The organism is Synechococcus sp. BS55D, from assembly GCF_004332415.1.
Classification (GTDB): Bacteria; Cyanobacteriota; Cyanobacteriia; order PCC-6307; family Cyanobiaceae; genus Synechococcus_C.
Genome location: NZ_PHQT01000006.1, coordinates 15,329 through 39,460 on the forward strand (window position 1 = coordinate 15,329; position 24,132 = coordinate 39,460).

Sequence of the window (24,132 nt, forward strand, 5' to 3'; positions counted from 1 at the left end):
TGCGCCTTGCTCGGTTCATCCCTTCTCCAGCGCCAGATGCCAACAGCGCTGCTGAGCGTCGCCTGCCTGGCGCTGGCTAGCCCAGCAGCCTCGGCCGGCTGGCTGGCCCCCGTGCTGCAGATGATGCAGCCCCGGATTGAATCGCGTTTGACCGATCAATGCCGGCAACTGATCGGCAGGCAAGGGGGAGCAGCTCTGGAATCAGAGCTGAACAAGCTGGCGGAACAGCCCTGCCGCTCGCTCGCCAAGCCAGTGAGCGCCTGCCTGATCCGTGAAACCAGTCGCACAGGCCGGGAGCTGGGGGTGATCAGTGAACTGTTGACCGGCAGAGTCGGCGACGATGCCGAAGTGGTGATCAAGCGCTGTCTGGCCTCCCTGCTGGGCCTCCAGGAGAGCAACCTTCGTGACCTCCCCCTTCAGGATCTTCTTCAGCGCTGGCGGCAGTAATGCAACAGCACTTCATCGGTCTCGAGACGATCGCAACGTTCGAGGCCCCAAGCGCCTGATTCCGCGAGCAGGTCAGGCAGCCCCTTGGGACCGGTCGGCACCCAGTGGTGAGCACCCCCTAGCAGCTTCGGAGTCAGCGTGAGTTGCAACTCATCCACAACATCCTCGGCCAGCAGTGATCCACAAAGCTGAGCACCACCGAGCAGCAGGACGCGCTGGAGCCCCGCTTGAGCCAGGGAGCGGAGTGTCTCCTGCCAGGACTGACAGAGCGTCAGCCGCTGGTCGAACCCTGAGGGCACTGGAGCGGCCACAGCTGGGGTGAGCAACCAACGTTGCAGGGGCTGCCGGAAGAACGGCCATTCACTTGGAAAGCTCTGGTGACGAGACACCACCAGGGCCACCGGCTGCGGAGGTCTACCGTCCTGAACCCGTTGCGCCTGACGCTCCCCATCGCGAATCAAGCAGGTCGTGCGATGGGCCCGCAGCGTGCCTGCGCCAATCAGGGCGCCATCAGCCCAGGCCAGGGCCTCCTCCAAAACGCGACGATCCCCGGTTCCACCGAGCTGAGCAGCTCCGCCAGCAGCAGGGGCGAGGCGGCCGTCCAGGCTGATGGCGAGCACCAGCCGAAGCGTCGGTGCTTCGGTGAGCTTCAGGAGGCCAACACCGCCTCAAGGGCGGTTGGGCTCGCATTCAGCTGAGGCGTCTCCGCATAAACCTCAGCTGCGTTGTTTGGACTTTCCTGCAGGCGCACCTTGTGCAGCACCGCTCCGATGGCCCGGATGGGAGTGGCGAGACGATCGGCAATATGAAGCGCAATGTTCTCCGCCGTGGGAACACAGCTGGCGAAATGGGGCACGTCCTTATTGAGGAAGGTGTGATCGAAAGGCTCGACCACGAGGTCATCCAGAAGGCTCTGAAGCGCCGCCAAGTCACAGACCATCCCGGTCCGTGGGTCGATCGTGCCTCGCACGGTCACGTCGACCAAATAGTTGTGGCCATGGCCGTGGGGCCTTGCACACTTCCCATAGATCCGCTCGTTCTCCTCCTGGGAGAGCTCAGGGCGGGCCAGGCGGTGTGCAGCCGCAAAGTGGGTGCGAAGCGTGAGGAAAGCGTCCATGCCGTGTCCGAGATAGTCGGCCCAGAGGCCTGGTGATTCGTAAAGCCGCAAAGCGACCAGAGGAAGGTGGGGAGCAAGACGCGTCCAGATCACGCGGACGAGTGCTTCCGTGGTGGGAAGACAGCCCTCGGGCTTGGAGACGTCGAACTCATCCCAAGCGTCGTTCAGACAGCGAAAGTCCAGAGATCCGGTCACCTCTTCACGGATCGCGTGCTTGACCTCCGAGAGGTTGAGCACCATGCCGTCCGCATCAAGGGGACCCGCCATCGAGACGATGAGTTCGTAGTTATGCCCATGGCCAGGCGCCAGGGCGCAAGCACCGAATCGGGCATTGTTGTCATCGGAACTGAGCTCTGGGAGCCAGTAACGATGCGACGAACTGAAGCAGGCCCGCCGTGTAATCACACAGCGTCGACCCTGACCATGGGGAGCAGGGGCCATTGCGGAAATGTCAGCCATGGCATGCCCAGACCAGGAGGCATCCTAGGGAGTTCCTGTCTTCCACCGTCCGACCCCGCGGTTCCCTCGCCATGACCGAGTCTTCCCCCACAGCTGTTCACCCTCTGAAGACAAGGCTCGGGGGCCGCAACCTCTACCTGGTGGGGATGATGGGCAGCGGCAAGACGAGCAGCGGCAGGCCCCTGGCCCAGGCCCTGGGATACGGATTTGTTGATGCCGATGCAGTGCTTGAGCAGTTGGCTGGCCGCTCGATTCCACGTCTGTTCCAAGACGAGGGCGAGGAAGGTTTCCGCGCCCTCGAAGCCCAGGTGCTGCAGGCGATCGGACAACGACACTCCCTGGTGGTGGCCACAGGCGGTGGCGTCGTGACGCGACCAGAGAACTGGGGGGTCCTGCATCAGGGGCTGGTGATCTGGCTCGACCCCGACCGGGAGCAGCTGCTGGAGCGTCTGCAGCGGGATCCTGGAGAGCGGCCACTCCTGCAGAACGCGGATCCCGAAGCGAGCCTCGATGCGCTGCTCGCAGCCCGACGCCCGCTCTACGCCGAGGCTGATCTGCATCTACGGATCCAGTCGCAATCACCAGACGCCGTCGCCGCCATGGCACTGGAGGCCATCCCAGGGGTGCTCAGTCCCGTCCAGGGGGCTCCAGGCGCACCGCAAACCACTGGAGTGTGACCCCGGGAGCCACCTCCAGATCACAGGCGGTGTCGAGCAGCCGGATGGCGGCCGCCGCAACGGAACCGGCAGCCTGCAGGTCGGAAGGAAGCGCATCCAGCGCCCGCAAGTGCGCTTCCAGCCATGTCAGGGTGTCGGCAGCGCTGAGCAGTTGCTCCGGGCGACCAGGCTCAAGCACCACGTAGTGATCACAGGCACGAATCAGGGGGTCAGACAAGGTGCAAGGACTGCTGCCACTGATCATCGGACTGCTTCTGCTGAGCGGGGCCGGACAAGCCTGGTCTGCGGACGATCCCACGCTGGACCAGCGCCTTCAGCTCTGGCCGGAATGGCAGCTGCCAGCCCCCCTCCCCCGTCCTGGCCGCCACAGTGATCTCGTCTACCCCAGCTGGTTTGAAGGCGAATGGAAGGTCAGCAGCATGGCCTTGGACAGTCCGGACGATGAGTCCTCGCCCCTAGAACACAAGGCTCGATTCATCCGCCGGGGGGGTGCTGTGGTCGGCGACAGAGCCTTCAATGCCATTGCCGTTGGCCAGGCAGTTCTCGGATCGACTCTGCTGACAGTCGAGCAACCTGAGCGCGAACCCAACCGCCAACTCGCGAGGCTGCGCGGCGATCGCCTGCTGGAAACCACCGTGATCGGACGACGACAGAGTGATCCGAACCGCAGCGATGTCGTCAGCGAGTTCCTCAGTGACGAACTGGTCCTACAGATCCTCCACGGTCCTGAGGCTCCGAGGATCAGCAGGGTTGAAACCTTGAGCCGTTATCAACCATGCGCCCCAGCGTCCCGCGAACGCATCTGCGCCGATCAATGGCAGGCCCGCTACAGCGGACCCGACACAGGGCTGAATCGCAGCCCTGAATCAGTCCATCGCTACCGGCTCGAACTCACACGACTGCAGGATCGCTCTGCATCAGCTGGGCCTCCAACTGATCCCTCCAACGGAACAAACCTTGGAGGCGGGGGTGGTCACTGAGCCCAGCCACACCGCGACCTGCCAAGGCGGCTCCCGAGGAGGAAGGAAAGCGCAACAGTGACAGCTGAGCGGCAACAGCAAGATCAGCTATCGACAAGCGATCGCCCACGATCCAAGGAGCCTGCTCCAGCGCCTGAGCCAACTGGGTCAGGCTGGTCAGCAGAGACGCACGCTCCCCCTGAGCCATGATCTCCCCAACCCCCTGCAGGAGTCCGGTCGGAATCCCTGCAACCGTGCGGCGCAGGGGCTCCGGCAGGTCATCGGGCAGCAGGGCAACCCGAAGCTCCGAGTCAATGGTGGCGGCCTGAGCCAACGCCACCCTGGCGGCGTGGGCCAGGGTGGTATCCGCCCAGTCCTCGATCAGATGAACCTGCGCTGCCGCCCGCGGGTCTTCGGGCCAGAGAGGCGGCTCTGGGGCAAGGGTTTCGAGATAGGCGGCAATGGAACTGGAATCGGCAATCACCGTCTCGTCGTCGACCAGCATTGGCACCTGTCGCTGACCAGAGCGGCGAAAGACGTCGACCTGACCCAAGCCCGGCGTCACCTCCACCTCGCGATAGCTGAGCCCCTTGGCCTGAAGCACCATCCGCACCTTCAGACAAAAGGCGGAATGGCGAAATTGATGCAGCTCCAGCACGGTCAACACCCGCCTGCGACTTCCAGGCTAGCCATCCAGGATCAGCGCTGAGATCGGGAGGATTGAGGTGTGGACTGTGTGCAATCCAAGCGCACCACAGGCTGAAAAAGCAGTGATGAACTGAGCGCAAATCGTCTTGACAGATCCATACCTTGAAGAGAGAAACCTGCCCCATGGCCCACACCACACTGTTGGAACGCATGATCGATTTCATGCGCAGCATGAGTACGGAAACTCCATCTCCTCTCCAGATGGAAGTCTTCACAGGGCCGCATGGCGGTCGTTATGTGCTGACTGCCGATGGACGCAAGCGTTACCTCAAACGCTCCTGAGCTTCAGGGTCTCGGCGATGATGGGGAGCCGCTTCAGCTGTAGCTCCCGGCCATGAAGGACTTCTTCATCAATGTGACGCGGTATCCCCGCTATCTGATCGCCTTCAGCCTGGGGGTTCTCAACTCGGTTGCGGAGCCCTTGGCCCAGCGGCGCAGCAATCCTGTGACCGCTGTGGCGCTGATTGGCGCCCTGGTGAGCGGCCTGATCAGTGTGGGATTGGTGCTCCGTGCCATGGTGACGCCATCCCCCCTGATCTGAAGAAGGCGATGGCACCGGGACGGCGTGTCGAACGAGTTGCGGCCTTGATCCGACGCGAAACAAGCGAATTACTGATCAACGGCATCCGCGATGAGCGGGTCCATCAGGGCATGGTGAGCATCACCGAAGTGGAGGTCAGCGGAGACCTGCAGCACTGCAAGATCTTCGTGAGCATCTATGGCGATGACAGCCAGAAACAAGAAGTGCTCGCAGGACTGCAGGCCGCCAGCGGCTTCCTGCGTGGTGAACTCGGGCGTCGGTTGCAGATGCGTCGAGCACCTGAGGTGGTGTTCCAGCAGGATCGTGGGATTGAGAAGGGCACCACCGTGTTGAGCCTGCTCAACCGCCTGGAGGAGGAGCGTCAGGAGCGGGGAGACATCCCCGAAGGCTCCGACGCGGATGATGAGCGGCCATGAGCCCCGAGGCCGAACTGCGACGACAGGTGGCCTCGCTGCTGGTGGTGCGCGGCAGCGGCCATGCTGAAGACCGACAACGCCGCTACCCCCGCTGGGAACTCCCGAATCAGGAGCTGCGTCGTCTGATCGGTGAGGGGATTGGTGGTGTCATTCTGCTCGGCGGCAGCAGCACCGAACTGCAGCAGCGCTGCCAGACCCTGCAGAGCTGGGCCCGAGAGCCGTTGCTTTTGTGTGCCGATGTGGAGGAAGGGGTCGGCCAACGCTTCGAGGGGGGCACCTGGCTGGTGCCTCCGATGGCCCTCGGCCGACTGCATGCCCGCGATCCCGAACGAGCGATTGCGCTGGCGGAGCGCTACGGACGCTGCACCGGACGTCAGGCCAGACGCTGCGGACTGAACTGGGTGCTCGCTCCGGTTGCTGATGTGAATAACAACCCGGGGAATCCGGTCATCAACGTTCGGGCCTGGGGCGACTCTCCAGACTGTGTGAAGGCCCTCGCCTGTGCCTTCCAGCGGGGACTGGCCAGCACAGGAGTGCTCGGCTGCGCCAAACATTTCCCTGGCCACGGGGACACCGGCGTGGACTCCCACCTGCAGCTGCCGGTGCTTCGCCACGACAAAGCTCGCCTGGAGCGCGTGGAACTGCCCCCTTTTGCGCAGCTGATCCAAACTGGAGTCGACAGCGTGATGACGGCCCACCTCCTGATCCCGGCCCTCGATCCCGAGCTTCCAGCCACCCTCTCCCGGGCAGTACTAACCAATCTGTTGCGAGACCATCTGGGCTTCCAGGGGCTTGTCGTGACCGACGCACTGGTGATGGAGGCGATCAGCAAGCGCTGGGGTGCCGGCGAGGCAGCGCGGCTGGCCTTCGCCGCTGGGGCGGATCTGATCCTGATGCCGGCGGATGCCGATGCCGCCATCGAGGCGATCGTGGCTGCTCTCCAGAACGGCGTCATCCCCCGGGAGCACCTAGAGACGGCTCTCGCCCGCCGGCAGCATGCGCTCCAGAAGGTCGCGGCAGCTGCCGCCTCCGGAACGACGGGCGAGGGGTTTCAAGACGAGCCCCTTGAACTCGATGGGGAGAGGAGCCTGGCTGTGGAGCTGATTCAACTCAGCCTCGAGACCCAGGGACCACTGCCCCTGCCACCTCTCAACGCTGAAGGGATCAACCTGCTGCGAGTCGACACTGTTCTGCCATCGCCCCTGCTGCGAGCCGATGCACCGTCGCTGGCGCTGGCGGAGGCAGCTGGCTATCGAAGCCTGATCTGCCACCCCCAAGGCATCTCGCCATGGCAACCAGGAGCAGACGAGCACCCCCTCGCTCTTGAGCGCCTCGGCGATGGGAACGTGCTGCTGCAACTGTTCCTGCGGGGCAACCCCTTCCGGGGCGAGCGGGATCGAGCCGAACCCTGGAGCGCAGCGCTGCGGCAACTCCAAAGACAGCAGCGACTGGCGGGTCTTGTGGTGTATGGATGCCCATACACCTGGGCCAATCTGCGCGGGGAGCTCGAGCCGCAGATCCCAGCGGTCTATGCCCCAGGACAGATGGCTGAGGCTCAGCAGGCGGCACTTTCGCTGCTGCTGGGATCATCGGACCCGAGTGCCATGACCGTCGAGGGCTTCACGGACTGAGCAGCAGCCGTAATCTCCCACCAGTTCCGGCCCCGATCCGATGCTCAGTCTTTCGATGATCGTGCGCGATGAAGCGCAGCGTCTGGAGGCCTGCCTGGGATCCGTCAAGGACCTGGTGGACGAGATGGTGGTGGTAGACACGGGCTCCACCGACAACACCATGGCGCTGGCGGAACAAGCGGGTGCGCGGGTGGAGCGCATCGACTGGCCAGGCGACTTCGCCCCAGCCCGCAACGCAGCCCTCGAGCATGTGAAGGGCGACTGGGTGCTGGTGCTGGATGCCGATGAGCAACTGCGCCCGGAAGCCATCCCCCCTCTCAAGGCATTGATGGCCCAGCCGGATGTGCTCGTGGTCAACCTGCTCCGCTACGAGCAGGGGGCGGCCATGGCGCCTTATTCCAGCGTGAGCCGACTGTTTCGCCGACATCCCGACATCGCTTGGAGCCGGCCCTATCACTCCATGATTGACGACAGCGTGCAGGGGATCCTGGACCGCGAACCCCATTGGCGCATCGTCAACTGCAGTGAGCCGGCCCTGCTGCATGACGGCTACCGCCCTGAGCTGTTGCAAGGGAGTGACAAAGCCGAACGCTTGCGCCAGGCCATGGAAGCCACCCTTGCGGAGCACCCCGACGACCCCTACGCCTGCGCGAAGCTCGGCGCCCTCGAGGTTTCCGAAGGCAACAGGGAGCGGGGCCTCAGCCTGCTGCAGCAGGGACTCGCGGCCCTGGAAGCAACCCAGGGAGAACAACGACCTGCCGAGCACTACGAACTGCTGTTGCACCTGGCGATCGCCCAGGCAGAGACGGATCCAGACACGGCCATCAGCACGTACCGCAAGGCGCTGGAGCTGCCGATCGACACCCGACTGGGCCTGGGCGCTCGCTTGAACCTGGCGGCCCTGCTGCTTCAGCAGGGGGCTCTCGAAGAGGCCTTGCAGCTCACTGGCACTGCCACCCAGAGGGCACCGGAGGTGGCCCTTGCTTGGTACAACCTTGGGCTGATGCAACGCCGCAAGGGCGACATCGCCGCAGCCCTCCAGGCCTATGAACGGGCCCTGACCCTGAACCCTCAGCATGCGGAAAGCCACCAAAACCTGGCGGTCGCTCGGCTACTCGGGGGCGACATCGATGGGGCCAGGAGCAGCTTCCGTCTGGCCATTGAGCTGCTTCATCAACAGGCGCGCCCACAGGATGCCCAGGCGCTGCGGGCCCAGGTGGAGGGCCTCGTGAAACTGGACGAGGCACGCTGATGAGCAACGCAGCGCAGCCCCTGCTCGGGCGCACCGTCGTGGTCACCAGGGCTCAGGAGCAGCAAGGGGAAGCCAGGAAGCAGCTCGAGCAGCTCGGTGCGGCGGTGCTCGACCTACCGGCTTTGGTGATCGGCCCGCCCGATGAATGGGGGCCGTTGGATGACGCGTTGTCGGAACTGGATGAATTCCATTGGCTGGTGGTCTCCAGTGCCAATGGAGTGAACGCGGTGGAGGAGCGCCTGCAACTGACGGGCCGCAGCCTCAGCCGTCGCCCCGCAAGCCTGAAGATTGCCGCCGTTGGCCGCAAAACTGCAGCGGCCCTGGAGGCGCTTGGCGCTCCCGCGGATTTCGTGCCGCCCACCTTCGTGGCAGACAGCCTGATCGAGCATTTCCCCGTGTCGGGGTGGGGCCTTCGCCTGCTGCTGCCACGCGTGCAGAGCGGCGGTCGCACCGTGTTGGCGGAAGCCTTCGGGGAAGCCGGGGCCAGGGTGGTGGAAGTGGCCGCCTATGAATCACGCTGCCCCGCAGACATGCCGGCTGTCACCGCAGAGGCCCTGAAGAACCAGCAGGTGGATGCGATCACGTTCAGCAGCGGGAAGACCGTGTCGCATACCGCATCCCTGCTAAGCGAATGCTTTGGGGCTGATTGGCGGGCACTCCTACGGGAGGTGAAGCTGATCTCGATTGGTCCCCAAACCAGCATGCGTTGCCGCGAACTGCTGGGCCGGGTGGATGGTGAAGCCGACCCCCACGACCTGGAGGGGTTGGTGCAATGCTGCGTTCAGGTCATGCAGACGGGCGGCTGAAGCTTGGCACCGACGGCATAGATGAGACAGCCCCTGCGCAGATCGATCGCCCGCACGCTCCAGTCGGGAGGAAGGAGAGGTGCCGACTCAGCAAAACAACGGCCGCGCGTTCCGACGCAGACGGCACCGGAGCCTGCATCCGTCGTGATCAGCGCCTGGAGCTGACCGCCCACGGCGAGCACCCCCTGCAGGCTGAGGATCGGTGCAGATCCGGAGGTCGCTGGCTTGGCCTGGGCAGCTCCAGCCGTTGCAGAAGCTGCAGCGAGGGGAAGGGCCGCGAATGGATCAGGACGGCCGCGCGGCACAGCCGCCTCCACTTGAGCGCTACTGGGCAGAGCCACCAGCCCCGGAGCCTGGAGAGTGGGTGCTGCCGACTCGGCACCCTCAGCTGGTTTCTCAGGAGCAGGAGGCTGAACAGATGGCGCTGGGCTCTGCGTGCGCGCAACTGGAATGCCACAGGCCGCCAACAGGGTGCAGAGCAACAGCTCAGCTCGAAACGGCGTAATCGCTTTCCACCAGGTCACGGAAACGGTCAAGGTTGGCCTGCAACTCGCGGGTGACAATCCCACCCAGGATGGTCGGTTCCATCAGGGGTGCCAAGACTCCAGGCAGCTCATAGGTGACACTCAGCTTCACCACCGTCCGATCATCCGCCTCGGGATAGAAGCGGACGGCACCCTTGGTGGGCAGCCCACCCACGGACTCCCAATGCAGCTGCTGAGCTTCCACGCGGGTGGTGATCCGGGCCTTCCACTGAAATCGGAATCCTTGAGCGGCAAGGGTCCAGTCGGTGAGATCAGGATCCTCGAGGGTCTTCACTGACTCAATCCAGCGCATCCAACGCGGCATCGCCTCGAGGTCACTCCACACCGCCCAGACGCGGTCCACCGGCGCTTTGACCTCCGTGGTGACGGTGTGTTCGAGCCAACGTCCCATGGTTTAAGCCACTGCCGTGTTGGTGGCCAGTGCCGCAGGTCTGTCGAGAATCGCAGCAGCGGCAAGATGTCCGCTCATCGTCGCCCCCTCCATCGAGTCGATGTAGTCCTGCCGTGTGTAGCTCCCTGCCAGGAAGAAGTTGCTCACGGGTGTGCGCTGATCAGGGCGGTAGGGCTCCATCCCTGGTGCCTCCCTGTAGAGCGACTGGGCCAGCTTCACCACGTTGCTCCAGGTGAGTGTGAGCTCCTTGGCAGAGGGGAACAGAGCGCGCACCTGCGCATCGGTATGGGCGACGATCTCATCCACTGACTTCGGAATCCAGGGATCGCCAGGCGTCAGCACGCACTGCAGCAGTGAGCCCTGGCCCTCTTTGCGGTAGTCCTCTGGACTGGCGAGGGCCAGATCCGCAAAGCAACTGAAATCCGCATCAGCGGTATAGAGCAGGTTGTTGAGTCCAGCGGGCTTCGAGCAATCGCGGCGACGCTGGTCCTGCCCCTGCTGATCCCCGAGTTCGGTCACCCAGCCGTCGTAGCGGAGCTGGACAGTCGCCACCGGAACGGCCTCCAGCCTGTGGATCGCGTCGAATTGCGGGAACCGACGCCAGTCTTCAGGCAGCAGACGCTGAATGCCAGGCACGTCGCATGCGGCCAGATAAGCATCGGCTTCCACATGGATGTCTCCTTCAGGGGTGCCAAGGGTTAGGCCACTCACCTCCGGCGTATCGGCAGCGTTGCAATGCACCTGCTTCACCCGGTGGCGCAGATGCAGCTGCCCCCCACGGGCGTTGATGTAATCCAAGATTGGCCCTGTGAGCCAGCGATGGGGTGATCCTTTAAGCAGATTGAGCTTCGAGGCTTCCGTCTTCGCCGCAAACATCATGAAAATGGTGAGCATGCAGCGCGCAGAGATCGCCTCACAATCGATAAATCCGAGGGCATAGGCAATCGGATTCCACATCCTGCGGATGCTCTCAGGGCTGCCACCGTGACCGACGAACCAGTCCTGAAAACTGACGGAATCCAGGGCCCGGATCGTCCGCATGGCCCCCTCGTAATCCACCAGCCCCCTCACGATCGGACTGGTGCCCAGGGCCAGGGCATTGCGCAACTTATCGATCCAACTGAGCTGGGGGGTGGTGAAAAAGGCCTTTAAGCCGTTGAAGGGGGCACCAATCGGAAAGCGAAAGTCGAGCTCGCGCAGGTCACCACCCAAGTTCACGAACAAGTGGGTGTGATCCTTGGGCAACAGATTCTCGATCGCTCCAACCTTGCGCATCAGCGCAAACAGGTTGGCGTAGTTGAAGAAAAACACATGCAACCCCATCTCGATGTGGTTGCCCTGGTCGTCTTCCCAGCTACCCACCTTGCCGCCAAAAAATGGCCGCGCCTCATAGAGGTTCACCTCGTGCCCGGCATCCACCAGATCCACGGCGGCGGCCAGACCAGCCAACCCAGCGCCCACGATCGCGACCCGCACCGGCAGCATCCGCCAACAACAAGACGACTCTATGAATCGGCAGGACGCAGCGGGGATCCATACAGTGAGGGCAGGTCTGAACCCATGCCCGTGACCGCATCCCCTCTCAACGCTGCCACGACCAACACGGCTGACGGCACGACTGACGGCACGGCGCCCCACACCGGGAAGGACGGCAAGGGGATCCTGATCACAGCCACGGCCATGCAGCAGCTCGCCAAGCTCTGCCGCGAACAGGGAGAGGATCGTGTCCTGCGGGTCGGGGTGCGTTCCGGTGGCTGCAGCGGCATGAGCTACACGATGGATTTTGTGCCGGCGAGCGAGATCGAGGAGAGCGATGAGATCTACGACTACTGCTCCCCAGATGGCGCCAGCTTCCAAGTGATCTGTGATCCCAAGAGCCTGCTCTACATCTATGGAATGCAGCTGGATTTCAGTACCGCCCTCATCGGTGGTGGCTTCAACTTCACCAACCCCAATGCCACTCAGACCTGTGGCTGCGGCAGCTCCTTCGCCGTTTGAGTCCGCTGCATGGGAATCTGAGAGCACTGCAGGAACAACCTGAACGGTGAACGCGATCAACGAGGAAAGCCTGTTTGAACAGGCGATGGGCCGTTATCAGAGCGGCGCAGAGGCCTCAGAACTGCTGGATGACTTCATCGCGATCACGAACGCGGCCCCCAGGCAATCGGCAGGCTGGACCTGCCTGGCCTGGCTCCAACTGCTCTGTGATCAGGGGGAAGAAGCCCTGCGTTCGGCCCGCACAGCGGTGAAACTCAACCCCCAAGACCCTCAAGCCAGGATCAACCTTTCTCTGGCCATGCTGGAAACCGAAGCCAAAGGGGTGCGCGATCACATCCAGATGGTGCAACAGGTGCTGGCGATGGCTCCGGAGGTGGGAGACGAGCTCAAAGCCTCGATCGCCGATGGCCTGGCCCGCAAGCCCGGCTGGCCCGCCCTCACCAAGGTGAAGGCCTGGTTGGAGCTCTGAGGTGTCGCGCCTGCTGCTGCTGAGCAATGGCCATGGCGAAGATCTCTCTGGTGCCCTGCTTGGCCTTGCCCTCCAGCGACTCGGCCATCAGGTGGACGCCCTGCCTTTGGTGGGGAACGGCCACCCCTACCGAGAGGCAGGACTGCCACTGATCCTGCGCACCCGAGAATTCAGTACAGGTGGACTGGGCTACACAAGCCTGCGCGGCAGGCTGACGGAACTCGTGCAGGGTCAGGTGCTCCACCTGCTCGGTGGCCTGGTGAGGCTCCTGAAGGTCGCCCATCGCTACGACCTGGTGGTGGTGGTGGGTGATGTGATTCCGGTGATAGGCGCCTGGCTCTGCCGAAGGCCGGTCGCCACCTATCTCGTGGCCTACTCCAGTCACTATGAGGGGGTGCTGCGCTTGCCCTGGCCCTGCGGCAGCTGCCTCTCAGGCCGTCAGTCACGCCTGGTCTTCAGCCGGGACCAACGCAGCGCCGATGATCTGAGCAAGCAGCTGGGACGGCCGGTGCGCTTCCTTGGCAACCCCTTCATGGATCCTGTCCTGAAGCTCCAGGAACCGCTTCCCTCCTGCAGGCGGCGTCTTGGCCTGCTTCCAGGAAGCCGGCGCCCGGAACTGGAACAGAATCTCATGCTGCTGCTTCAAGTGGTGGAGAGGCTGCCGGAGCCGCTGATCAGCAGCGGCGAACTGGCCCTTGACCTGGCCCTGGTCAACAGCTTTCCCGACCCTGAATTGGCCGCGTTGGTGAGCCAACGGGGCTGGCAGATGAACGTCAGCGGAGAGCTGGTGCAAGGAGGCCGCAGGATCACCCTGCGGCGCGGCTGTTTCGGTGCCGTCTTGCAGAGCTCGAATCTGCTTCTCTGCATGGCTGGAACCGCCGCAGAGCAGGCGGTGGGCCTGGCCAAACCTGTGCTGCAGCTGGCAGGGCAAGGCCCCCAGTTCACGGCCAGCTTTGCCGAGGCCCAGCGGCGCTTGCTCGGCCCCACCGTCTTCTGCGCTGAGGGTCCCATCGGCAGCCCTGAGACCCTGAGCGCGACAGCGCAGCTCGCTCTAGAGCTACTGGAGCGCAGTGCCTCGGATCCTCAGCTACAGGAGCAGTGCCGAACCGAAGCCCGCATCCGCCTTGGGACGATTGGCGGCGGCACCAGGATCGCCCAGGCGATCGATGATCAGCTCCACCTCTGCCAAGAGCCCCTTTCGACATGAACGCGAATCCGCAGGAACCGCTCTGGAAGCGCTGGCTGGACCGGCTGCTGGTGCTGAATGTGTTTCTCGTTCTTGCAGGCGCGTTCTGGTTTGCAGCGGCCGTTCTGGCGAGCAGTCAGGGGGTGGAACAACCCCTGCGACTGTTTCAGGAACTCTGGGAGCCCTTGTTTACACCGGCCATCGGCCTGCTGATCAGCGCAGCCCTCATCAGCGGCGGCTGGTCTTGGTGGCAGAGGCGAGGGCCTCGATCAGATCAGGATGGCTGAACCGGAAGCCCAGTGGCTCAAGCCGCTCGGAACGCACCTGCTGGCCGTCCAACACCACACGAGCCCCATCACCCAGCAGCAGATGGAGCACCGGTCCAGGAACTGGCAGCAGGCTGGGACGCCCCAAACAGCGACCGAGCGTGGAGGCGAACTCCCCCATGCTCACTGGTTTAGGAGCGACGCCATTCACCACCCCTGACCAGGCCGGCGTCTCCAGGGCGGTCTGAATCAGACGACAGAGGTCAGTGCGATGAATCCAGCTCATCCACTGACGGCCGGTGCCGATCGGACCACCGAAGCCAGCCCGGAACACCGGCAGCATCTTGCCCAGTGCTCCGCCATCGCCGGCCAAGACGATGCCGATCCGCACCACCACCAGTCTGGTGGCCAAGGGCTTTTGCGCTGCGGCGGCCTCCCAGGCCTGACAGAGCCGACCAAGGACATCATCTCCACCTGCACTGGATTCCACGAAGGAGGCGGTTTCACTGGTGCCGTAAAAACCGACGGCCGAGGCATTCACCAAAACGGAGGGAGGCTGCTCCAGGCCCGCCATCGCCTGCACCAGATGCTCCGTGGTGGCGATGCGGCTATCGAAGAGCCGCTTCAGATGCTCGGGAGTCCAGCGCTGCTCGGCAATCGGCTCCCCAGCCAGATTCACAACGCCTTCAGCTGCCTCCAACGCTGCATGCAACGCTCCGGCCTTCTCCCAGCTGGATGACTGGGCCGGATCCACCCCCACCCAGGTGACCTCAGCCGCCCCAAGCTCCATCCTGACCGCCTCCGGACGACGGCTGACGACCGTGAGCTCGTGCCCCTGCTGAAGAAGCATGGGGATCAGTTCGCGGCCCACCAGACCGGTGCAACCGAGCAGCAGCAGGCGCATGGAGCTTGATTGGCGAGGCTCTGAAGGCTAAGGGCCTAGGGACCGCTAACGGGAAGCGTGATCTTCATGCGACGGGCGAGGGGCACTAATGCGAACCCCTGAATGAACAATCCGAACAGAACCACCGCCAGGGCAAGCGGTGGCATCTCGCGTCCCCAGGGCACTCCGGAAGCCCAGGCATCAATCGCCAGAGCAATCGGCACCGCCCCCCGCAAGCCTGCCCAACAGACGAACATTCGCTCAGCAGGGCGAAAGGGCGTCCGCAGGAGCAGGGCCTGAACGATCAGCAGTCGCACCAGCTGCATCACGAGGAAGAGGAGCAATCCCCAACCCGCTGCAAAAACGACGTTTTGAGGTTCCACCACAAGGCCCATGCAAAGAAACAGCACGAGCTCTGCCATCTTGGCGAAACTGGCATGGGCCTCCTCAAGGACGGCCTGATCGAGGCTGGGGCCATTGCCGAGCACCAGACCGGCCACATAAGCCGCGAGCAGGGGGCTCCCGCCCATCAACGCCGCACCGCCACTGAGCACCATCAAGAGAGCCAGGCTCACCAGGGGAAGCATGGTGTTGTGGTTCAGGCTGGTGCGACTGCCCAGCAGCTGCACGGTGACGCTGCCGCCAAGAAAGCCCAGCAGGATGCCGAGAAGGAACTGGCGAACCACATCAATCACCAGATCAGCAGCGGCGACCCCCTCGCCACCGGCAAGGGCAAGCGCCACCCCTGCCAGGACAACAGCCATCGGGTCATTGAACCCGGATTCGGTTTCAATCAGATCCATCAAAGGCTGGGGCAGCTGACCCGCTAGGGGGCGGAGCAGTGCCAGCACGGCCGAAGCGTCGGTACTCCCGACCATGGCGCCCACGAACAGGGCCTTGGGCAACAGAGCTGCCATGGAGCCATCGGGGTCAAGGGACCCGAAACCAAGGATCACCAGTGCGATCAGCACTGAGGTCAGGAGAACCCCCAAGGTGGCAAGCCTCGCCGCAGGGCGAATCACAGCCCTGACCTCAGCCCAGTTGGTGGTCAGCCCCCCAAAGAACAGCACCAGCACCAGAGCCATCTGAGTGATCTGCTCGGCATGACTCAGGCTGAGCAGGGAAGCTGTGCCTGAGGAGACTTCCAGCTTGTTGTCGATCAACAGCCCGAGCAGAAGCACCATCAAGATGCCCGGCACTCGGATCCGAGCTGCCAGATCATCCAGAAGCACCGCCACCAGCAGCAAGCCACCGAAAGCAAGCAGATACACCGCCAGTTGATGGGCCAAGCGGGAGACAACGCGACGATCGGATGGTTCTAGCCTGCTTCACAGCACAATTCCCGTGATGGCCGAGACAGCCCCCGCCCTCAAAAAAGGCACCCTGGTGCGGGTCAACCGCCAGGCCTACGCCGGCAGCACCGAAGCTGCAGCCAGCGATCCATTGCCCCCTGCCTACATCTTCGAGGGCCCGGGCGAAATCCTTCTCGTGAAAGGGGACTACGCCCAAGTGCGCTGGCGTCGTCCAGTGCCGGATGTGTGGCTCAAGCTGGATCAGCTCGAAGCCTGCGGCTGAAGCTGCTGCTCAACCTCCTGCACAGCGCGGGGGACCGAGATAACGGCAGAGGGCAAGCGCCAGAAGGCCCCAGACAGCACGGCCCCAAGGTCATCAAGAGCCACCAACAACGGCTGGGGGCCATGCCGATGTCGAGCCTCGGCCGCCACCGCGCTCGCCCTCCAAGGGGCCCAATCCGCCAGGAGCACCACAGACCGATAGGCCGCAGGCCAGGGGTTCCCTGGCAGCCGCACCTGAAGAGCAGCAAACTCTCGTTCCGCTTCGCCTGGTCGATTCCCCAGCAGGGCGAGCAGGGCAAGGCTCCAATGGGACTGAACCGCCTGGGGATCGCGTCGGCGTTCTTGCTCCGCCTGTCGACGGACCCGGTCGCGATAGAGCATGTGGCCGTCGAGCATATGCTCCAGAGCTACCGCCTGAAACAGGGGATCCAAGCCGGCAGGCCCTTGCGCCAAGCCCGCAGCAAGCGTGGGGAAACGCTCTTCAAATCCTGGGAGCGGCGGTGATTGAGGCCGCCGCCGCCAGAGGGAATAACTGCCGCCCTGAGGTCTTGGGAAGCGCTCCACCCGCTCGAACAGACCACTGCGGCGCACCGCCTGATCAAGACGTCTGGCGCTCTTGCGAACGGACCCCTGATCGCCCTCAGCGAGCAGCACCAAGCTGGCGCGATCGAGCACGGGCTGCAGGTCACTGCGACGGCCTCCGAGCTGGCGGCCGACCAGCTGACCGCCGTGGCGACGGCCGTAGTAGCTCACGTTGTGCTGATTGAGATCAGGGGTACTCGGCACGACGATCAGCGTGGAAGGTGCAGCCTGGGGATCACCTCCACCAGCCCGGCGGACGATGGCCTCCAAAGGGCCCTGCGGCTGCTCGCGCAAACGAGACGTCTGGGCACTCCAGCCAGCCGGAAGGCACGCCAGCAGGCCCGAGACCAGAGCCAACGGCGCCAGCCATGGCAACGATCCAGGCCAACGCGAACGCCACCAGAGTCCCCACTGCCACCAGCCGCGCGTCAGCAGAAGGATCAAGGGAGCCAACAGCGGTGCGATGTAACGGTCGTCCTTGTTGGGACTGAGGCTTGTGACGATCCACCCCGCCAACAGGGTGACGAGCAGAAACCTCCAGCCCAGGGAGTCATCCCCGTCGGTACGGGTGCGCTGCAACCACCAGAGCAGCAGTCCTCCCAGTCCGACGGCCAGCAGAACGACACCGATCTGCCCAGGCAGAAGCTTGGGATACCAGAGCCATCCCGCCAGGGTCAGCGGGCCTGGATCCCCCTCTCGGGATGCCGACTCCAACACCGCCCGGTTGGTGCCACCGAGGGTGGTGATCCAGTTGTGATGCAACCAGGGCAGCACTCCCGCCAACACCAGGATGAAGCCCATCAACAACTGCCAACGGCGACCGTGACCACAACGGAGAGCCCCCCAGGCGACCCAGGCGAGGGCGGGGACCAGCACGAGCAGCGCACTCTGTTTCACCAGCAGCGCCACGGTGCAGGCCAGCGCCGCCGCGATCGCTTGGTTCCAGCGGCCTCCGCGCTGGGGATGCCACCAACAGCTCAGACGCCAGAGCGCCAACACCACCGTGGCACTGAGAGCCATTTCCAACACGTAGTCGCTGCGTAACTCCAGCAGCGCTGGAGTGACGGCCACCAGCAAGCTGGCCAGGAGCGCAAAGCCTCTGGCCTCACGGCGCTCCTGCCGCAACGTCAAGGCCCAGGAGGCGACGCCCAGCAACAACAGGCCGTGCCAAAGGCTGAGGCTCCAGGCCGCTTGCGCCGGGGCATCACCGGCCGCCGCCATTACCGTGCCGTTGACCAGCGAGGCCAGGGGCGGAATCTTTGGGGAGAGATCCAGCAGGGCCTGCCAACCCCGCCAACCGCCACCGGGAAGCAACCCAAGAGCTCGACCATGCTCAAGGGCACTGTTGAGATAGTCGGCTTGATCCCAAGCGGGGAGCCCGCTCTGCAGCCTCCACCAAAGCCGGTCGATTCCGGTGGCAAGCAACCAGATCAGCAGGAGAAGCGCACGGAACAGCCACGGGCCCATCAGCTGATCTCCAGCCGACGGCGCTCTTCCTGCAAACGCTGACGCCGACGTTTCGCCTCTCGCAACATCTCGCGCCCGTCGTGGAGATAGTTATCCACATAACCCATCGTGTAGCGATCCAACTCGTTGAGGGCATCCTCCACCTGAGACAGACAGTGATAGACGCTCAAACCGAAACCACGGGCCGTCGCTGGCGTCGGCAGGGATTGATACAGCGACTTGACTTTGTCGATGCGCTGGCGACTCTGCTGGAGATAGATGCAGAACGCCTCCATCAGTGTGTCGTCGTACGGGTCGGCGGCTAAAGCACGGAGTTGAGCAGGAAAGGCATTGATGACCTGACCCAACTGCCGATCAATGGGCGCATATACGGTCTGCAGCCATTGCACCAGGGCGTCATCGGCATGGGCCCCCTGGCCGCTTGAGCGGCGGGCCGCCTGGGCAGCCCGGGCATTGCGAGCCCCCCGCCGGCTCGCCTCATCGCTCCCTCCTGCCATGAGCGCAAACGTCCGGTCAAACGAACGACGTCTCTCGGCATCCCCCAGCAGTTCCCAGGCGGCATTCAGAGCCAGAATCCGCTCGGGATCGCCGCCAGCATCGGGATGATGCTGTTTCACCAGACGCCTGTAGGCAGCCTTGATCTCGGCATCACTGGCGGTGCGCCCGACCCCCAGCACCCCATAGGGATCACCACCATGGGCATCAAGCTGAGGGGCACGACTCATAGGTGCCCATCCCGCCTGGCAGGCATCACGGCCGTTGCACTGAACATCGGCGTGGACAGGTAACGCTCGCCGAAACTGGCCAGGATGACCACGATGCGGCGGCCAGCCATCTCCTGACGTGCTCCGATCCGCAGAGCGGCTGCCACCGCAGCCCCGCTACTGACACCGCTGAGCAAACCCTCCTCCCGGGCGAGACGGCGACCCATCGCCATCGCCTCCTCATCACTGACCGCGAGCACCTCATCAATCAGGTCCTGGTCCAATACAGGCGGTACAAAGCCAGCACCGATGCCCTGGATCCGGTGGGGGCCTGGAACACCTCCCGTGAGCACAGGGCTTCCAGCAGGTTCCACCGCCACCACCTGCAGCTGCGGAAGCCGCTCGCGCAGCACTCGGGCACAGCCGGTGAGGGTGCCGCCGGTGCCAACCCCGGCCACAAAGACATCCAAGGCACCGTCGGTGTCGGCCCAGATCTCCTCCGCGGTGGTGGCGGCATGAACCGCAGGGTTGGCCGGATTGTCAAACTGCTGCAGCAAATAAGCCTCGGGAATCTCCTCCACCAGCTCTCGCGCCAAGGCGATCGCCCCCTGCATCCCTTCGCTCCCTGGTGTGAGCTGCAACTCTGCGCCGTAGGCCCGGAGCATGGCGCGCCGCTCCGTGCTCATCGTGTCGGGCATCGTGAGGATCAGGCGGTAACCGCGGGCAGCCGCCACCATCGCCAAGGCAATACCGGTGTTACCGCTGGTGGGTTCCACCAGCACCGTGCGACCAGGATGAATCGTGCCGCTTGCCTCAGCCGCCTGCACCATCGCGCCAGCAATACGGTCTTTCACCGAGGCGGTGGGATTGAAACTCTCCAGCTTGGCGAGGATCTCAGCGCGGCATCCATGGGCAGCAGGTAGCCGATTGAGGCGCACCAGAGGGGTGCGACCCACCAGCGCTGTGATGTCAGGCGCAATCGGCATAGACGGTGGGAGCGGTACTGAACACCAACACTTCACCCATCCAATCAAACCCCCGAAGCGGACGACAGGGCGCTGAATGGAATGCCCTGAAGATCCACAAAAAAGCCCCCGGGGTTCCGGGGGCTGATCGCAAGGCAATGGTGAGGAGTGCCTCACGTTTGACGGTGTGAACATTGATGGACTCGGAGCCCCAGCGAAGCAGGGCTCCGATCGTCCGTTCTGATTGCGATCAGAACTTGAAGGTGGTCTGGATCAGGCCACCGAAGATGTTGAACTGACCGTCGTAGCCCTGACCGTTCTCAACCAGGTTGCGGGTGTTCTGACCCATGGGACGGGACAAATAGAACACAGCTGGGGTGATGGCGATGTTGTCGGTCACCTGGAAGTTGTAGTAAAGCTCGAAGGCATAGTTGCCATCGAAGGGAGTGCTGCTGCAACGGGTGGAGTTGGAGTAGTACTTGGTGCTGTCGCAGGAATCGTTGTTCGTGGAGAAGGTCGGCTGACCGAAGGCGAAGCCCAGGTCGTTGCCCTTCAGGAACACGTCATCCCACTTCAGGCCAGCCATCCAGCTCTGGGTGGTGATGGCAGAACCGCCCAGCTTGTTGTCGCTGGTGGTGTTGTTGATGCCCCAGCCCAGGGAGACGGAGGGGATCCAACCGGCGTTCTTGGGCTGCCAGTAGGCGTTCAGGGCGTAGCTGTTGGCACTGCTGCCAGTACGCACGGTGTCACCGTTGGCATCGGTGTACCAGCACTGGTTATTCCAGTTGGAAGCCTTGGCGAACTCGGTGCCGCGGCGATAGCCGTTGCCGGAGTCGCACTGGCCGTAGCGGTAGGCGAAGGCAAGACCCCACTGAGGGCCGCCGTAACCCAGCTGAGCCAGGAAGCTGGCCTGGGAGTTGTCGGTCATGAAACCGCCCGTGGTGGGATCGGTCTCGTTGCCGTCGCCGTCGTCAGCCACGTAGTTGACAGACACGCTGAGGGCGTTGGAGCCCTTCTTGACCTTCTGCTTCCAGTAAGCACCGATCAGCTGACCGGTCTCCTTGTTGTACACACCGCTGGTGCCCATCAGAGCGGTCCAGTCGAGGATCTTGGCGCCACCCTTGTTGTACACAGAGGGCCACAGGGCCAGAGACTCGGTGTTACGAGCCAGGGCACCAGCGATCACGGTGAACTCTTTGCCGACCGGGAACTTGTAGTACAGACGGTCGAGCACCACCGAGTTGTTGGTGGCAGCAGAGGTGTTCTCAGCGATGTCCAGCTTGGTCAGGTTCACGCCCTGGCCGTTGAAGGCGTTCTCACCCACGAAGTTGCCGGCACGCAGACGGGCGTACAGCTTGTCCTTACCAGTGAAGCTGGTGTTGAAAGCCAGACGCTGGTCGTAGTTGAAGGCCCAGGCACCGTAATTACGGTTGTAGGCGTTGGCACCGCCGTTCAAACCGCTCTTCGAGAACTTGGTGTTGCGGTTCTTACGCTGAACCTTCACGGTGTTGCCGTTCACGTCGAAGGAACGGATGTACTTGGAGGCATCGTCGCCGCCAGCGTTCACAGCACCGGTCACGAAGGTGGTTTGACCCTTCAGCTTGGTGGTGGTGGAGAACTGGGTCGCTTCCAGCTCACCCACGCGGGCCTCGAGACCGTCCACGCGGCCCTTGAGGATGGCGAGCTCCTTCTCGAACTCGGCCATCAGGCGCTTGAGCTCGTCGGTCACTTCAGTGACGCGGTCGAGACAGGCGTTCAGCAGAGCAGCCGCCTCGAAGCGGGTCATGGCGCGCTGACCGCGGTAGGTGCCGTTGGGATAACCGGCGACGCAGCCGTAGCGCTCGATCAGGTTGGAGAGAGCCTGGTAAGCCCAGTCGGTCGGGTAGACGTCGGAGAACTGGGAGATGCTGGTGACCTGCTCGCCAGAAGCGGCGTAGTCAGACACACCGTTGATGTTCAGCTCAGCGGCAGACGCAGCCACAGGAGCCAGAAGGCCCAGGGCAGCAGGTGCCACCAGCAGTTGCTGGAAGAGTTTCATGGAGTTCCTCACACCAATTTGAGGGAAATGGAGCTCGCAAAGGAGTGACGCATAAAAATGCGTACACCTTCACGAACAGTCGCAGCGTACTGAGGGCAATTGGCCGCAGAACAGCTGGCCGTTCGAAAATCTGTCTGGCAACAAAAAACCCCGGCCAATGGCCGGGGTGCTGGTCAGCTCCGCTTTCGCGAAAGCTGACGGATCGATCCGAGACGATCAGAACTTGAAGGTGGTCTGGATCAGGCCACCGAAGATGTTGAAGGTACCGTCGTAACCGGAACCATCCTTCACCAGGTTGCTGGTGTACTGACCCATGGGGCGGGACAGATAGAACACAGCCGGGGTGATCGCGATGTTGTCGGTCACCTGGAAGTTGTAGTAGAGCTCGAAGGCATAGTTGCCGTCGAAGGGAGTATCACCGCCTTCCAGGGAGGTGGCGAAGGTGGGCTGACCGAAAGCGAAGCCCAGGTCGTTGCCCTTCAGGAACACGTCATCCCACTTCAGGCCAGCCATCCAGCTCTGGGTGGTGATGGCAGAACCGCCCAGCTTGTTGTCGCTGGTGGTGTTGTTGATGCCCCAGCCCAGGGAGACGGAGGGGATCCAACCGGCGTTCTTGGGCTGCCAGTAGGCGTTCAGGGCGTAGCTGTTGGCACTGCTGCCAGTACGCACGGTGTCACCGTTGGCATCGGTGTACCAGCACTGGTTATTCCAGTTGGAAGCCTTGGCGAACTCGGTGCCGCGGCGATAGCCGTTGCCGGAGTCGCACTGGCCGTAGCGGTAGGCGAAGGCAAGACCCCACTGAGGGCCGCCGTAACCCAGCTGAGCCAGGAAGCTGGCCTGGGAGTTGTCGGTCATGAAACCGCCCGTGGTGGGATCGGTCTCGTTGCCGTCGCCGTCGTCAGCCACGTAGTTGACAGACACGCTGAGGGCGTTGGAGCCCTTCTTGACCTTCTGCTTCCAGTAAGCACCGATCAGCTGACCGGTCTCCTTGTTGTACACACCGCTGGTGCCCATCAGAGCGGTCCAGTCGAGGATCTTGGCGCCACCCTTGTTGTAGACAGAAGGCCACAGGGCCAGGGACTCGGTGTTACGAGCCAGGGCACCGGCGATCACGGTGAACTCCTTACCGACCGGGAACTTGTAGTACAGACGGTCGAGCACCACCGAGTTGTTGGTGGACGCGGAGGTGTTCTCAGCGATGTCCAGCTTGGTCAGGTTCACGCCCTTGCCGTTGAAGGCGTTCTCACCCAGGAAGTTGCCGGCACGCAGACGGGCATACAGCTTGTCCTTACCGGTGAAGCTGGTGTTGAAAGCCAGACGCTGGTCGTAATTGAAAGCCCAGGCGCCGTAGTTGCGGTTGTAGGCGTCAGCACCGCCTTTGGTGCCGTTCTTGCTGAAGGACGTGGAGTTGGTGGGGTAACCGTTGTCGCCGCCAGCGTTCACAGCACCCATCACGAAGGTGGTTTGACCCTTCAGCTTGGTGGTGGTGGAGAACTGGGTTGCTTCCAGCTCACCCACGCGGGCCTCGAGACCGTCCACGCGGCCCTTGAGGATGGCGAGCTCCTTCTCGAACTCGGCCATCAGGCGCTTGAGCTCGTCGGTCACTTCAGTGACGCGGTCGAGACAGGCGTTCAGCAGAGCAGCCGCCTCGAAGCGGGTCATGGCGCGCTGACCGCGGTAGGTGCCGTTGGGATAACCGGCGACGCAGCCGTAGCGCTCGATCAGGTTGGAGAGAGCCTGGTAAGCCCAGTCGGTCGGGTAGACGTCGGAGAACTGGGAGATGCTGGTGACCTGCTCGCCAGAAGCGGCGTAGTCAGACACACCGTTGATGTTCAGCTCAGCGGCAGACGCAGCCACAGGAGCCAGAAGGCCCAGGGCAGCAGGTGCCACCAGCAGTTGCTGGAAGAGTTTCATGGAGTTCCTCACACCAATTTGAGGGAAATGGAGCTCGCGGTAGCAGTGCGCAGGGAAAAGCACGCAGTATCACGAGCGAACCGAGCGTACAGAGGACATCTGATCGCCGACCAGCTGGTCAGTCAAAAATCTGTCTA

General features: G+C 63.4%; 28 protein-coding genes. 14 read left to right on the top strand and 14 right to left on the bottom strand.

Translation table 11 applies throughout. From position 1 onward, the window contains the following. The first annotated feature begins 6 nt into the window (after window positions 1-6). Window positions 7-447 carry a hypothetical protein gene (locus CWE16_RS11785; protein WP_236629729.1) on the top strand — a complete coding sequence of 147 codons (441 nt, stop codon included), beginning with the start codon at window positions 7-9 and terminating at the stop codon, window positions 445-447. Here CWE16_RS11785 and CWE16_RS11790 read toward each other — a convergent pair. Together CWE16_RS11790 and CWE16_RS11795 are read right to left on the bottom strand one after the other, a co-directional pair. Beyond that, window positions 429-1,100 (bottom strand): RibD family protein, encoded by a 672-nt coding sequence (locus CWE16_RS11790; RefSeq protein WP_269088350.1) that lies wholly within the window; start codon window positions 1,098-1,100, stop codon window positions 429-431. The two genes, CWE16_RS11785 and CWE16_RS11790, sit on opposite strands and share 19 nt — an antisense overlap. Then, window positions 1,097-2,023 (bottom strand): 6-carboxytetrahydropterin synthase, encoded by a 927-nt coding sequence (locus CWE16_RS11795; protein ID WP_131595671.1) that lies wholly within the window; start codon window positions 2,021-2,023, stop codon window positions 1,097-1,099. Before CWE16_RS11795 ends, CWE16_RS11790 begins: the two co-directional genes overlap by 4 nt. Before the next feature lie 71 nt (window positions 2,024-2,094). On the opposite strand from CWE16_RS11795, the gene CWE16_RS11800 reads away from it, so the two are divergent. Beyond that, window positions 2,095-2,700: a shikimate kinase gene (locus CWE16_RS11800; RefSeq protein WP_131595673.1), complete on the top strand. Its 606-nt coding sequence runs from the start codon at window positions 2,095-2,097 to the stop codon at window positions 2,698-2,700. Here the strand turns inward: CWE16_RS11800 and CWE16_RS11805 are convergent. Further along, window positions 2,651-2,917, bottom strand: coding sequence for a chlororespiratory reduction protein 7 (locus CWE16_RS11805; protein ID WP_131454848.1), 267 nt, complete (start codon window positions 2,915-2,917; stop codon window positions 2,651-2,653). The two genes, CWE16_RS11800 and CWE16_RS11805, sit on opposite strands and share 50 nt — an antisense overlap. Before the next feature lies 1 nt (window position 2,918). On the opposite strand from CWE16_RS11805, the gene CWE16_RS11810 reads away from it, so the two are divergent. Then, window positions 2,919-3,680, top strand: a complete 762-nt coding sequence (locus CWE16_RS11810) for a DUF6816 family protein (protein ID WP_131595675.1) — start codon at window positions 2,919-2,921, stop codon at window positions 3,678-3,680. Here CWE16_RS11810 and CWE16_RS11815 read toward each other — a convergent pair. Beyond that, a complete protein-coding gene (locus CWE16_RS11815; protein ID WP_131595714.1) occupies window positions 3,592-4,317 on the bottom strand; it encodes a glutathione S-transferase family protein in 726 nt (241 codons plus the stop codon). The two genes, CWE16_RS11810 and CWE16_RS11815, sit on opposite strands and share 89 nt — an antisense overlap. A gap of 173 nt (window positions 4,318-4,490) precedes the next feature. On the opposite strand from CWE16_RS11815, the gene CWE16_RS12060 reads away from it, so the two are divergent. From CWE16_RS12060 to CWE16_RS11840, 6 genes are read left to right on the top strand one after another with little or no spacing between them, the layout of a single operon-like run. Next, window positions 4,491-4,649 carry a hypothetical protein gene (locus CWE16_RS12060; RefSeq protein ID WP_161567595.1) on the top strand — a complete coding sequence of 53 codons (159 nt, stop codon included), beginning with the start codon at window positions 4,491-4,493 and terminating at the stop codon, window positions 4,647-4,649. Between the two features lie 52 nt (window positions 4,650-4,701). Next, window positions 4,702-4,908 carry a DUF751 family protein gene (locus CWE16_RS11820; protein WP_131454850.1) on the top strand — a complete coding sequence of 69 codons (207 nt, stop codon included), beginning with the start codon at window positions 4,702-4,704 and terminating at the stop codon, window positions 4,906-4,908. Between the two features lie 8 nt (window positions 4,909-4,916). Then, window positions 4,917-5,324 carry a 30S ribosome-binding factor RbfA gene (gene rbfA / locus CWE16_RS11825; RefSeq protein WP_131595677.1) on the top strand — a complete coding sequence of 136 codons (408 nt, stop codon included), beginning with the start codon at window positions 4,917-4,919 and terminating at the stop codon, window positions 5,322-5,324. Continuing rightward, complete coding sequence (locus CWE16_RS11830; RefSeq protein WP_131595679.1) at window positions 5,321-6,955, top strand: glycoside hydrolase family 3 N-terminal domain-containing protein; 1,635 nt, start codon at window positions 5,321-5,323, stop codon at window positions 6,953-6,955. The genes rbfA and CWE16_RS11830 overlap by 4 nt, the downstream gene beginning before the upstream one ends. 40 nt (window positions 6,956-6,995) lie before the next feature. Next, a complete protein-coding gene (locus tag CWE16_RS11835) occupies window positions 6,996-8,207 on the top strand; it encodes a glycosyltransferase (RefSeq protein ID WP_131595681.1) in 1,212 nt (403 codons plus the stop codon). Beyond that, window positions 8,207-9,013, top strand: coding sequence for a uroporphyrinogen-III synthase (locus tag CWE16_RS11840; RefSeq protein ID WP_131595683.1), 807 nt, complete (start codon window positions 8,207-8,209; stop codon window positions 9,011-9,013). The genes CWE16_RS11835 and CWE16_RS11840 overlap by 1 nt, the downstream gene beginning before the upstream one ends. On the opposite strand, the gene CWE16_RS11845 is transcribed toward CWE16_RS11840, so the two are convergent. The 3 genes from CWE16_RS11845 to zds are packed head-to-tail and all read right to left on the bottom strand — an operon-like array spanning window position 8,989 to window position 11,425. Then, window positions 8,989-9,549 carry a hypothetical protein gene (locus tag CWE16_RS11845; RefSeq protein WP_161567596.1) on the bottom strand — a complete coding sequence of 187 codons (561 nt, stop codon included), beginning with the start codon at window positions 9,547-9,549 and terminating at the stop codon, window positions 8,989-8,991. The genes CWE16_RS11840 and CWE16_RS11845 overlap by 25 nt on opposite strands. Continuing rightward, complete coding sequence (locus CWE16_RS11850) at window positions 9,500-9,949, bottom strand: SRPBCC family protein (RefSeq protein ID WP_131454856.1); 450 nt, start codon at window positions 9,947-9,949, stop codon at window positions 9,500-9,502. The genes CWE16_RS11845 and CWE16_RS11850 overlap by 50 nt, the downstream gene beginning before the upstream one ends. Before the next feature lie 3 nt (window positions 9,950-9,952). Then, window positions 9,953-11,425 (bottom strand): 9,9'-di-cis-zeta-carotene desaturase, encoded by a 1,473-nt coding sequence (gene zds, locus CWE16_RS11855; RefSeq protein WP_131595717.1) that lies wholly within the window; start codon window positions 11,423-11,425, stop codon window positions 9,953-9,955. Window positions 11,426-11,509: 84 nt separating this feature from the next. Here zds and CWE16_RS11860 point away from each other — a divergent pair, with 84 nt between their 5' ends. From CWE16_RS11860 to CWE16_RS11875, 4 genes are all read left to right on the top strand, one after another. Beyond that, window positions 11,510-11,947, top strand: a complete 438-nt coding sequence (locus CWE16_RS11860) for a HesB/IscA family protein (RefSeq protein ID WP_131595687.1) — start codon at window positions 11,510-11,512, stop codon at window positions 11,945-11,947. 85 nt (window positions 11,948-12,032) lie between these two features. Further along, window positions 12,033-12,416 (top strand): hypothetical protein, encoded by a 384-nt coding sequence (locus CWE16_RS11865; RefSeq protein WP_131455195.1) that lies wholly within the window; start codon window positions 12,033-12,035, stop codon window positions 12,414-12,416. A 1-nt stretch (window position 12,417) separates the two neighbouring features. Continuing rightward, window positions 12,418-13,623: a lipid-A-disaccharide synthase-related protein gene (locus CWE16_RS11870; protein ID WP_131595689.1), complete on the top strand. Its 1,206-nt coding sequence runs from the start codon at window positions 12,418-12,420 to the stop codon at window positions 13,621-13,623. After that, window positions 13,620-13,889 (top strand): hypothetical protein, encoded by a 270-nt coding sequence (locus CWE16_RS11875; RefSeq protein ID WP_131454859.1) that lies wholly within the window; start codon window positions 13,620-13,622, stop codon window positions 13,887-13,889. The genes CWE16_RS11870 and CWE16_RS11875 overlap by 4 nt, the downstream gene beginning before the upstream one ends. Here the strand turns inward: CWE16_RS11875 and CWE16_RS11880 are convergent. Further along, window positions 13,831-14,772 carry a TIGR01777 family oxidoreductase gene (locus tag CWE16_RS11880; protein ID WP_131595691.1) on the bottom strand — a complete coding sequence of 314 codons (942 nt, stop codon included), beginning with the start codon at window positions 14,770-14,772 and terminating at the stop codon, window positions 13,831-13,833. The genes CWE16_RS11875 and CWE16_RS11880 overlap by 59 nt on opposite strands. A gap of 35 nt (window positions 14,773-14,807) precedes the next feature. After that, complete coding sequence (locus tag CWE16_RS11885) at window positions 14,808-16,040, bottom strand: cation:proton antiporter domain-containing protein (RefSeq protein WP_131595693.1); 1,233 nt, start codon at window positions 16,038-16,040, stop codon at window positions 14,808-14,810. A gap of 58 nt (window positions 16,041-16,098) precedes the next feature. Here CWE16_RS11885 and ndhO point away from each other — a divergent pair, with 58 nt between their 5' ends. Continuing rightward, window positions 16,099-16,326: an NAD(P)H-quinone oxidoreductase subunit O gene (gene ndhO / locus CWE16_RS11890; RefSeq protein WP_131454862.1), complete on the top strand. Its 228-nt coding sequence runs from the start codon at window positions 16,099-16,101 to the stop codon at window positions 16,324-16,326. Here the strand turns inward: ndhO and CWE16_RS11895 are convergent. From CWE16_RS11895 to CWE16_RS11915, 5 genes are all read right to left on the bottom strand, one after another. Continuing rightward, window positions 16,305-18,374 carry an ArnT family glycosyltransferase gene (locus CWE16_RS11895; protein ID WP_131595695.1) on the bottom strand — a complete coding sequence of 690 codons (2,070 nt, stop codon included), beginning with the start codon at window positions 18,372-18,374 and terminating at the stop codon, window positions 16,305-16,307. The two genes, ndhO and CWE16_RS11895, sit on opposite strands and share 22 nt — an antisense overlap. Then, a complete protein-coding gene (locus tag CWE16_RS11900) occupies window positions 18,374-19,099 on the bottom strand; it encodes a J domain-containing protein (RefSeq protein WP_131595696.1) in 726 nt (241 codons plus the stop codon). The genes CWE16_RS11895 and CWE16_RS11900 overlap by 1 nt, the downstream gene beginning before the upstream one ends. Then, window positions 19,096-20,064, bottom strand: a complete 969-nt coding sequence (cysK, locus tag CWE16_RS11905; RefSeq protein WP_131595698.1) for a cysteine synthase A — start codon at window positions 20,062-20,064, stop codon at window positions 19,096-19,098. The genes CWE16_RS11900 and cysK overlap by 4 nt, the downstream gene beginning before the upstream one ends. A 229-nt stretch (window positions 20,065-20,293) precedes the next feature. Next, entirely contained in the window at window positions 20,294-22,081 is a 1,788-nt protein-coding gene (locus CWE16_RS11910) for an iron uptake porin (protein WP_131595700.1), read from the bottom strand. Window positions 22,082-22,297: 216 nt separating this feature from the next. Further along, window positions 22,298-23,995 (bottom strand): iron uptake porin, encoded by a 1,698-nt coding sequence (locus CWE16_RS11915; protein WP_131595702.1) that lies wholly within the window; start codon window positions 23,993-23,995, stop codon window positions 22,298-22,300. Between the last annotated feature and the right edge of the window lie 137 nt (window positions 23,996-24,132).

What these genes read in the sequence shown, in the direction of transcription:
- CWE16_RS11795 (WP_131595671.1), bottom strand. Translation starts at nt 2,023, where the DNA reads ATGGCTGACATTTCCGCAATGGCCCCTGCTCCCCATGGTCAGGGTCGA.
- CWE16_RS11800 (WP_131595673.1), top strand. Translation starts at nt 2,095, where the DNA reads ATGACCGAGTCTTCCCCCACAGCTGTTCACCCTCTGAAGACAAGGCTC.
- CWE16_RS12060 (WP_161567595.1), top strand. Translation starts at nt 4,491, where the DNA reads ATGGCCCACACCACACTGTTGGAACGCATGATCGATTTCATGCGCAGC.
- CWE16_RS11820 (WP_131454850.1), top strand. Translation starts at nt 4,702, where the DNA reads ATGAAGGACTTCTTCATCAATGTGACGCGGTATCCCCGCTATCTGATC.
- rbfA (WP_131595677.1), top strand. Translation starts at nt 4,917, where the DNA reads ATGGCACCGGGACGGCGTGTCGAACGAGTTGCGGCCTTGATCCGACGC.
- CWE16_RS11830 (WP_131595679.1), top strand. Translation starts at nt 5,321, where the DNA reads ATGAGCCCCGAGGCCGAACTGCGACGACAGGTGGCCTCGCTGCTGGTG.
- CWE16_RS11835 (WP_131595681.1), top strand. Translation starts at nt 6,996, where the DNA reads ATGCTCAGTCTTTCGATGATCGTGCGCGATGAAGCGCAGCGTCTGGAG.
- CWE16_RS11840 (WP_131595683.1), top strand. Translation starts at nt 8,207, where the DNA reads ATGAGCAACGCAGCGCAGCCCCTGCTCGGGCGCACCGTCGTGGTCACC.
- CWE16_RS11850 (WP_131454856.1), bottom strand. Translation starts at nt 9,949, where the DNA reads ATGGGACGTTGGCTCGAACACACCGTCACCACGGAGGTCAAAGCGCCG.
- CWE16_RS11860 (WP_131595687.1), top strand. Translation starts at nt 11,510, where the DNA reads ATGCCCGTGACCGCATCCCCTCTCAACGCTGCCACGACCAACACGGCT.
- CWE16_RS11865 (WP_131455195.1), top strand. Translation starts at nt 12,033, where the DNA reads ATGGGCCGTTATCAGAGCGGCGCAGAGGCCTCAGAACTGCTGGATGAC.
- CWE16_RS11875 (WP_131454859.1), top strand. Translation starts at nt 13,620, where the DNA reads ATGAACGCGAATCCGCAGGAACCGCTCTGGAAGCGCTGGCTGGACCGG.
- CWE16_RS11880 (WP_131595691.1), bottom strand. Translation starts at nt 14,772, where the DNA reads ATGCGCCTGCTGCTGCTCGGTTGCACCGGTCTGGTGGGCCGCGAACTG.
- ndhO (WP_131454862.1), top strand. Translation starts at nt 16,099, where the DNA reads ATGGCCGAGACAGCCCCCGCCCTCAAAAAAGGCACCCTGGTGCGGGTC.
- CWE16_RS11895 (WP_131595695.1), bottom strand. Translation starts at nt 18,374, where the DNA reads ATGGGCCCGTGGCTGTTCCGTGCGCTTCTCCTGCTGATCTGGTTGCTT.
- CWE16_RS11900 (WP_131595696.1), bottom strand. Translation starts at nt 19,099, where the DNA reads ATGAGTCGTGCCCCTCAGCTTGATGCCCATGGTGGTGATCCCTATGGG.
- cysK (WP_131595698.1), bottom strand. Translation starts at nt 20,064, where the DNA reads ATGCCGATTGCGCCTGACATCACAGCGCTGGTGGGTCGCACCCCTCTG.
- CWE16_RS11910 (WP_131595700.1), bottom strand. Translation starts at nt 22,081, where the DNA reads ATGAAACTCTTCCAGCAACTGCTGGTGGCACCTGCTGCCCTGGGCCTT.
- CWE16_RS11915 (WP_131595702.1), bottom strand. Translation starts at nt 23,995, where the DNA reads ATGAAACTCTTCCAGCAACTGCTGGTGGCACCTGCTGCCCTGGGCCTT.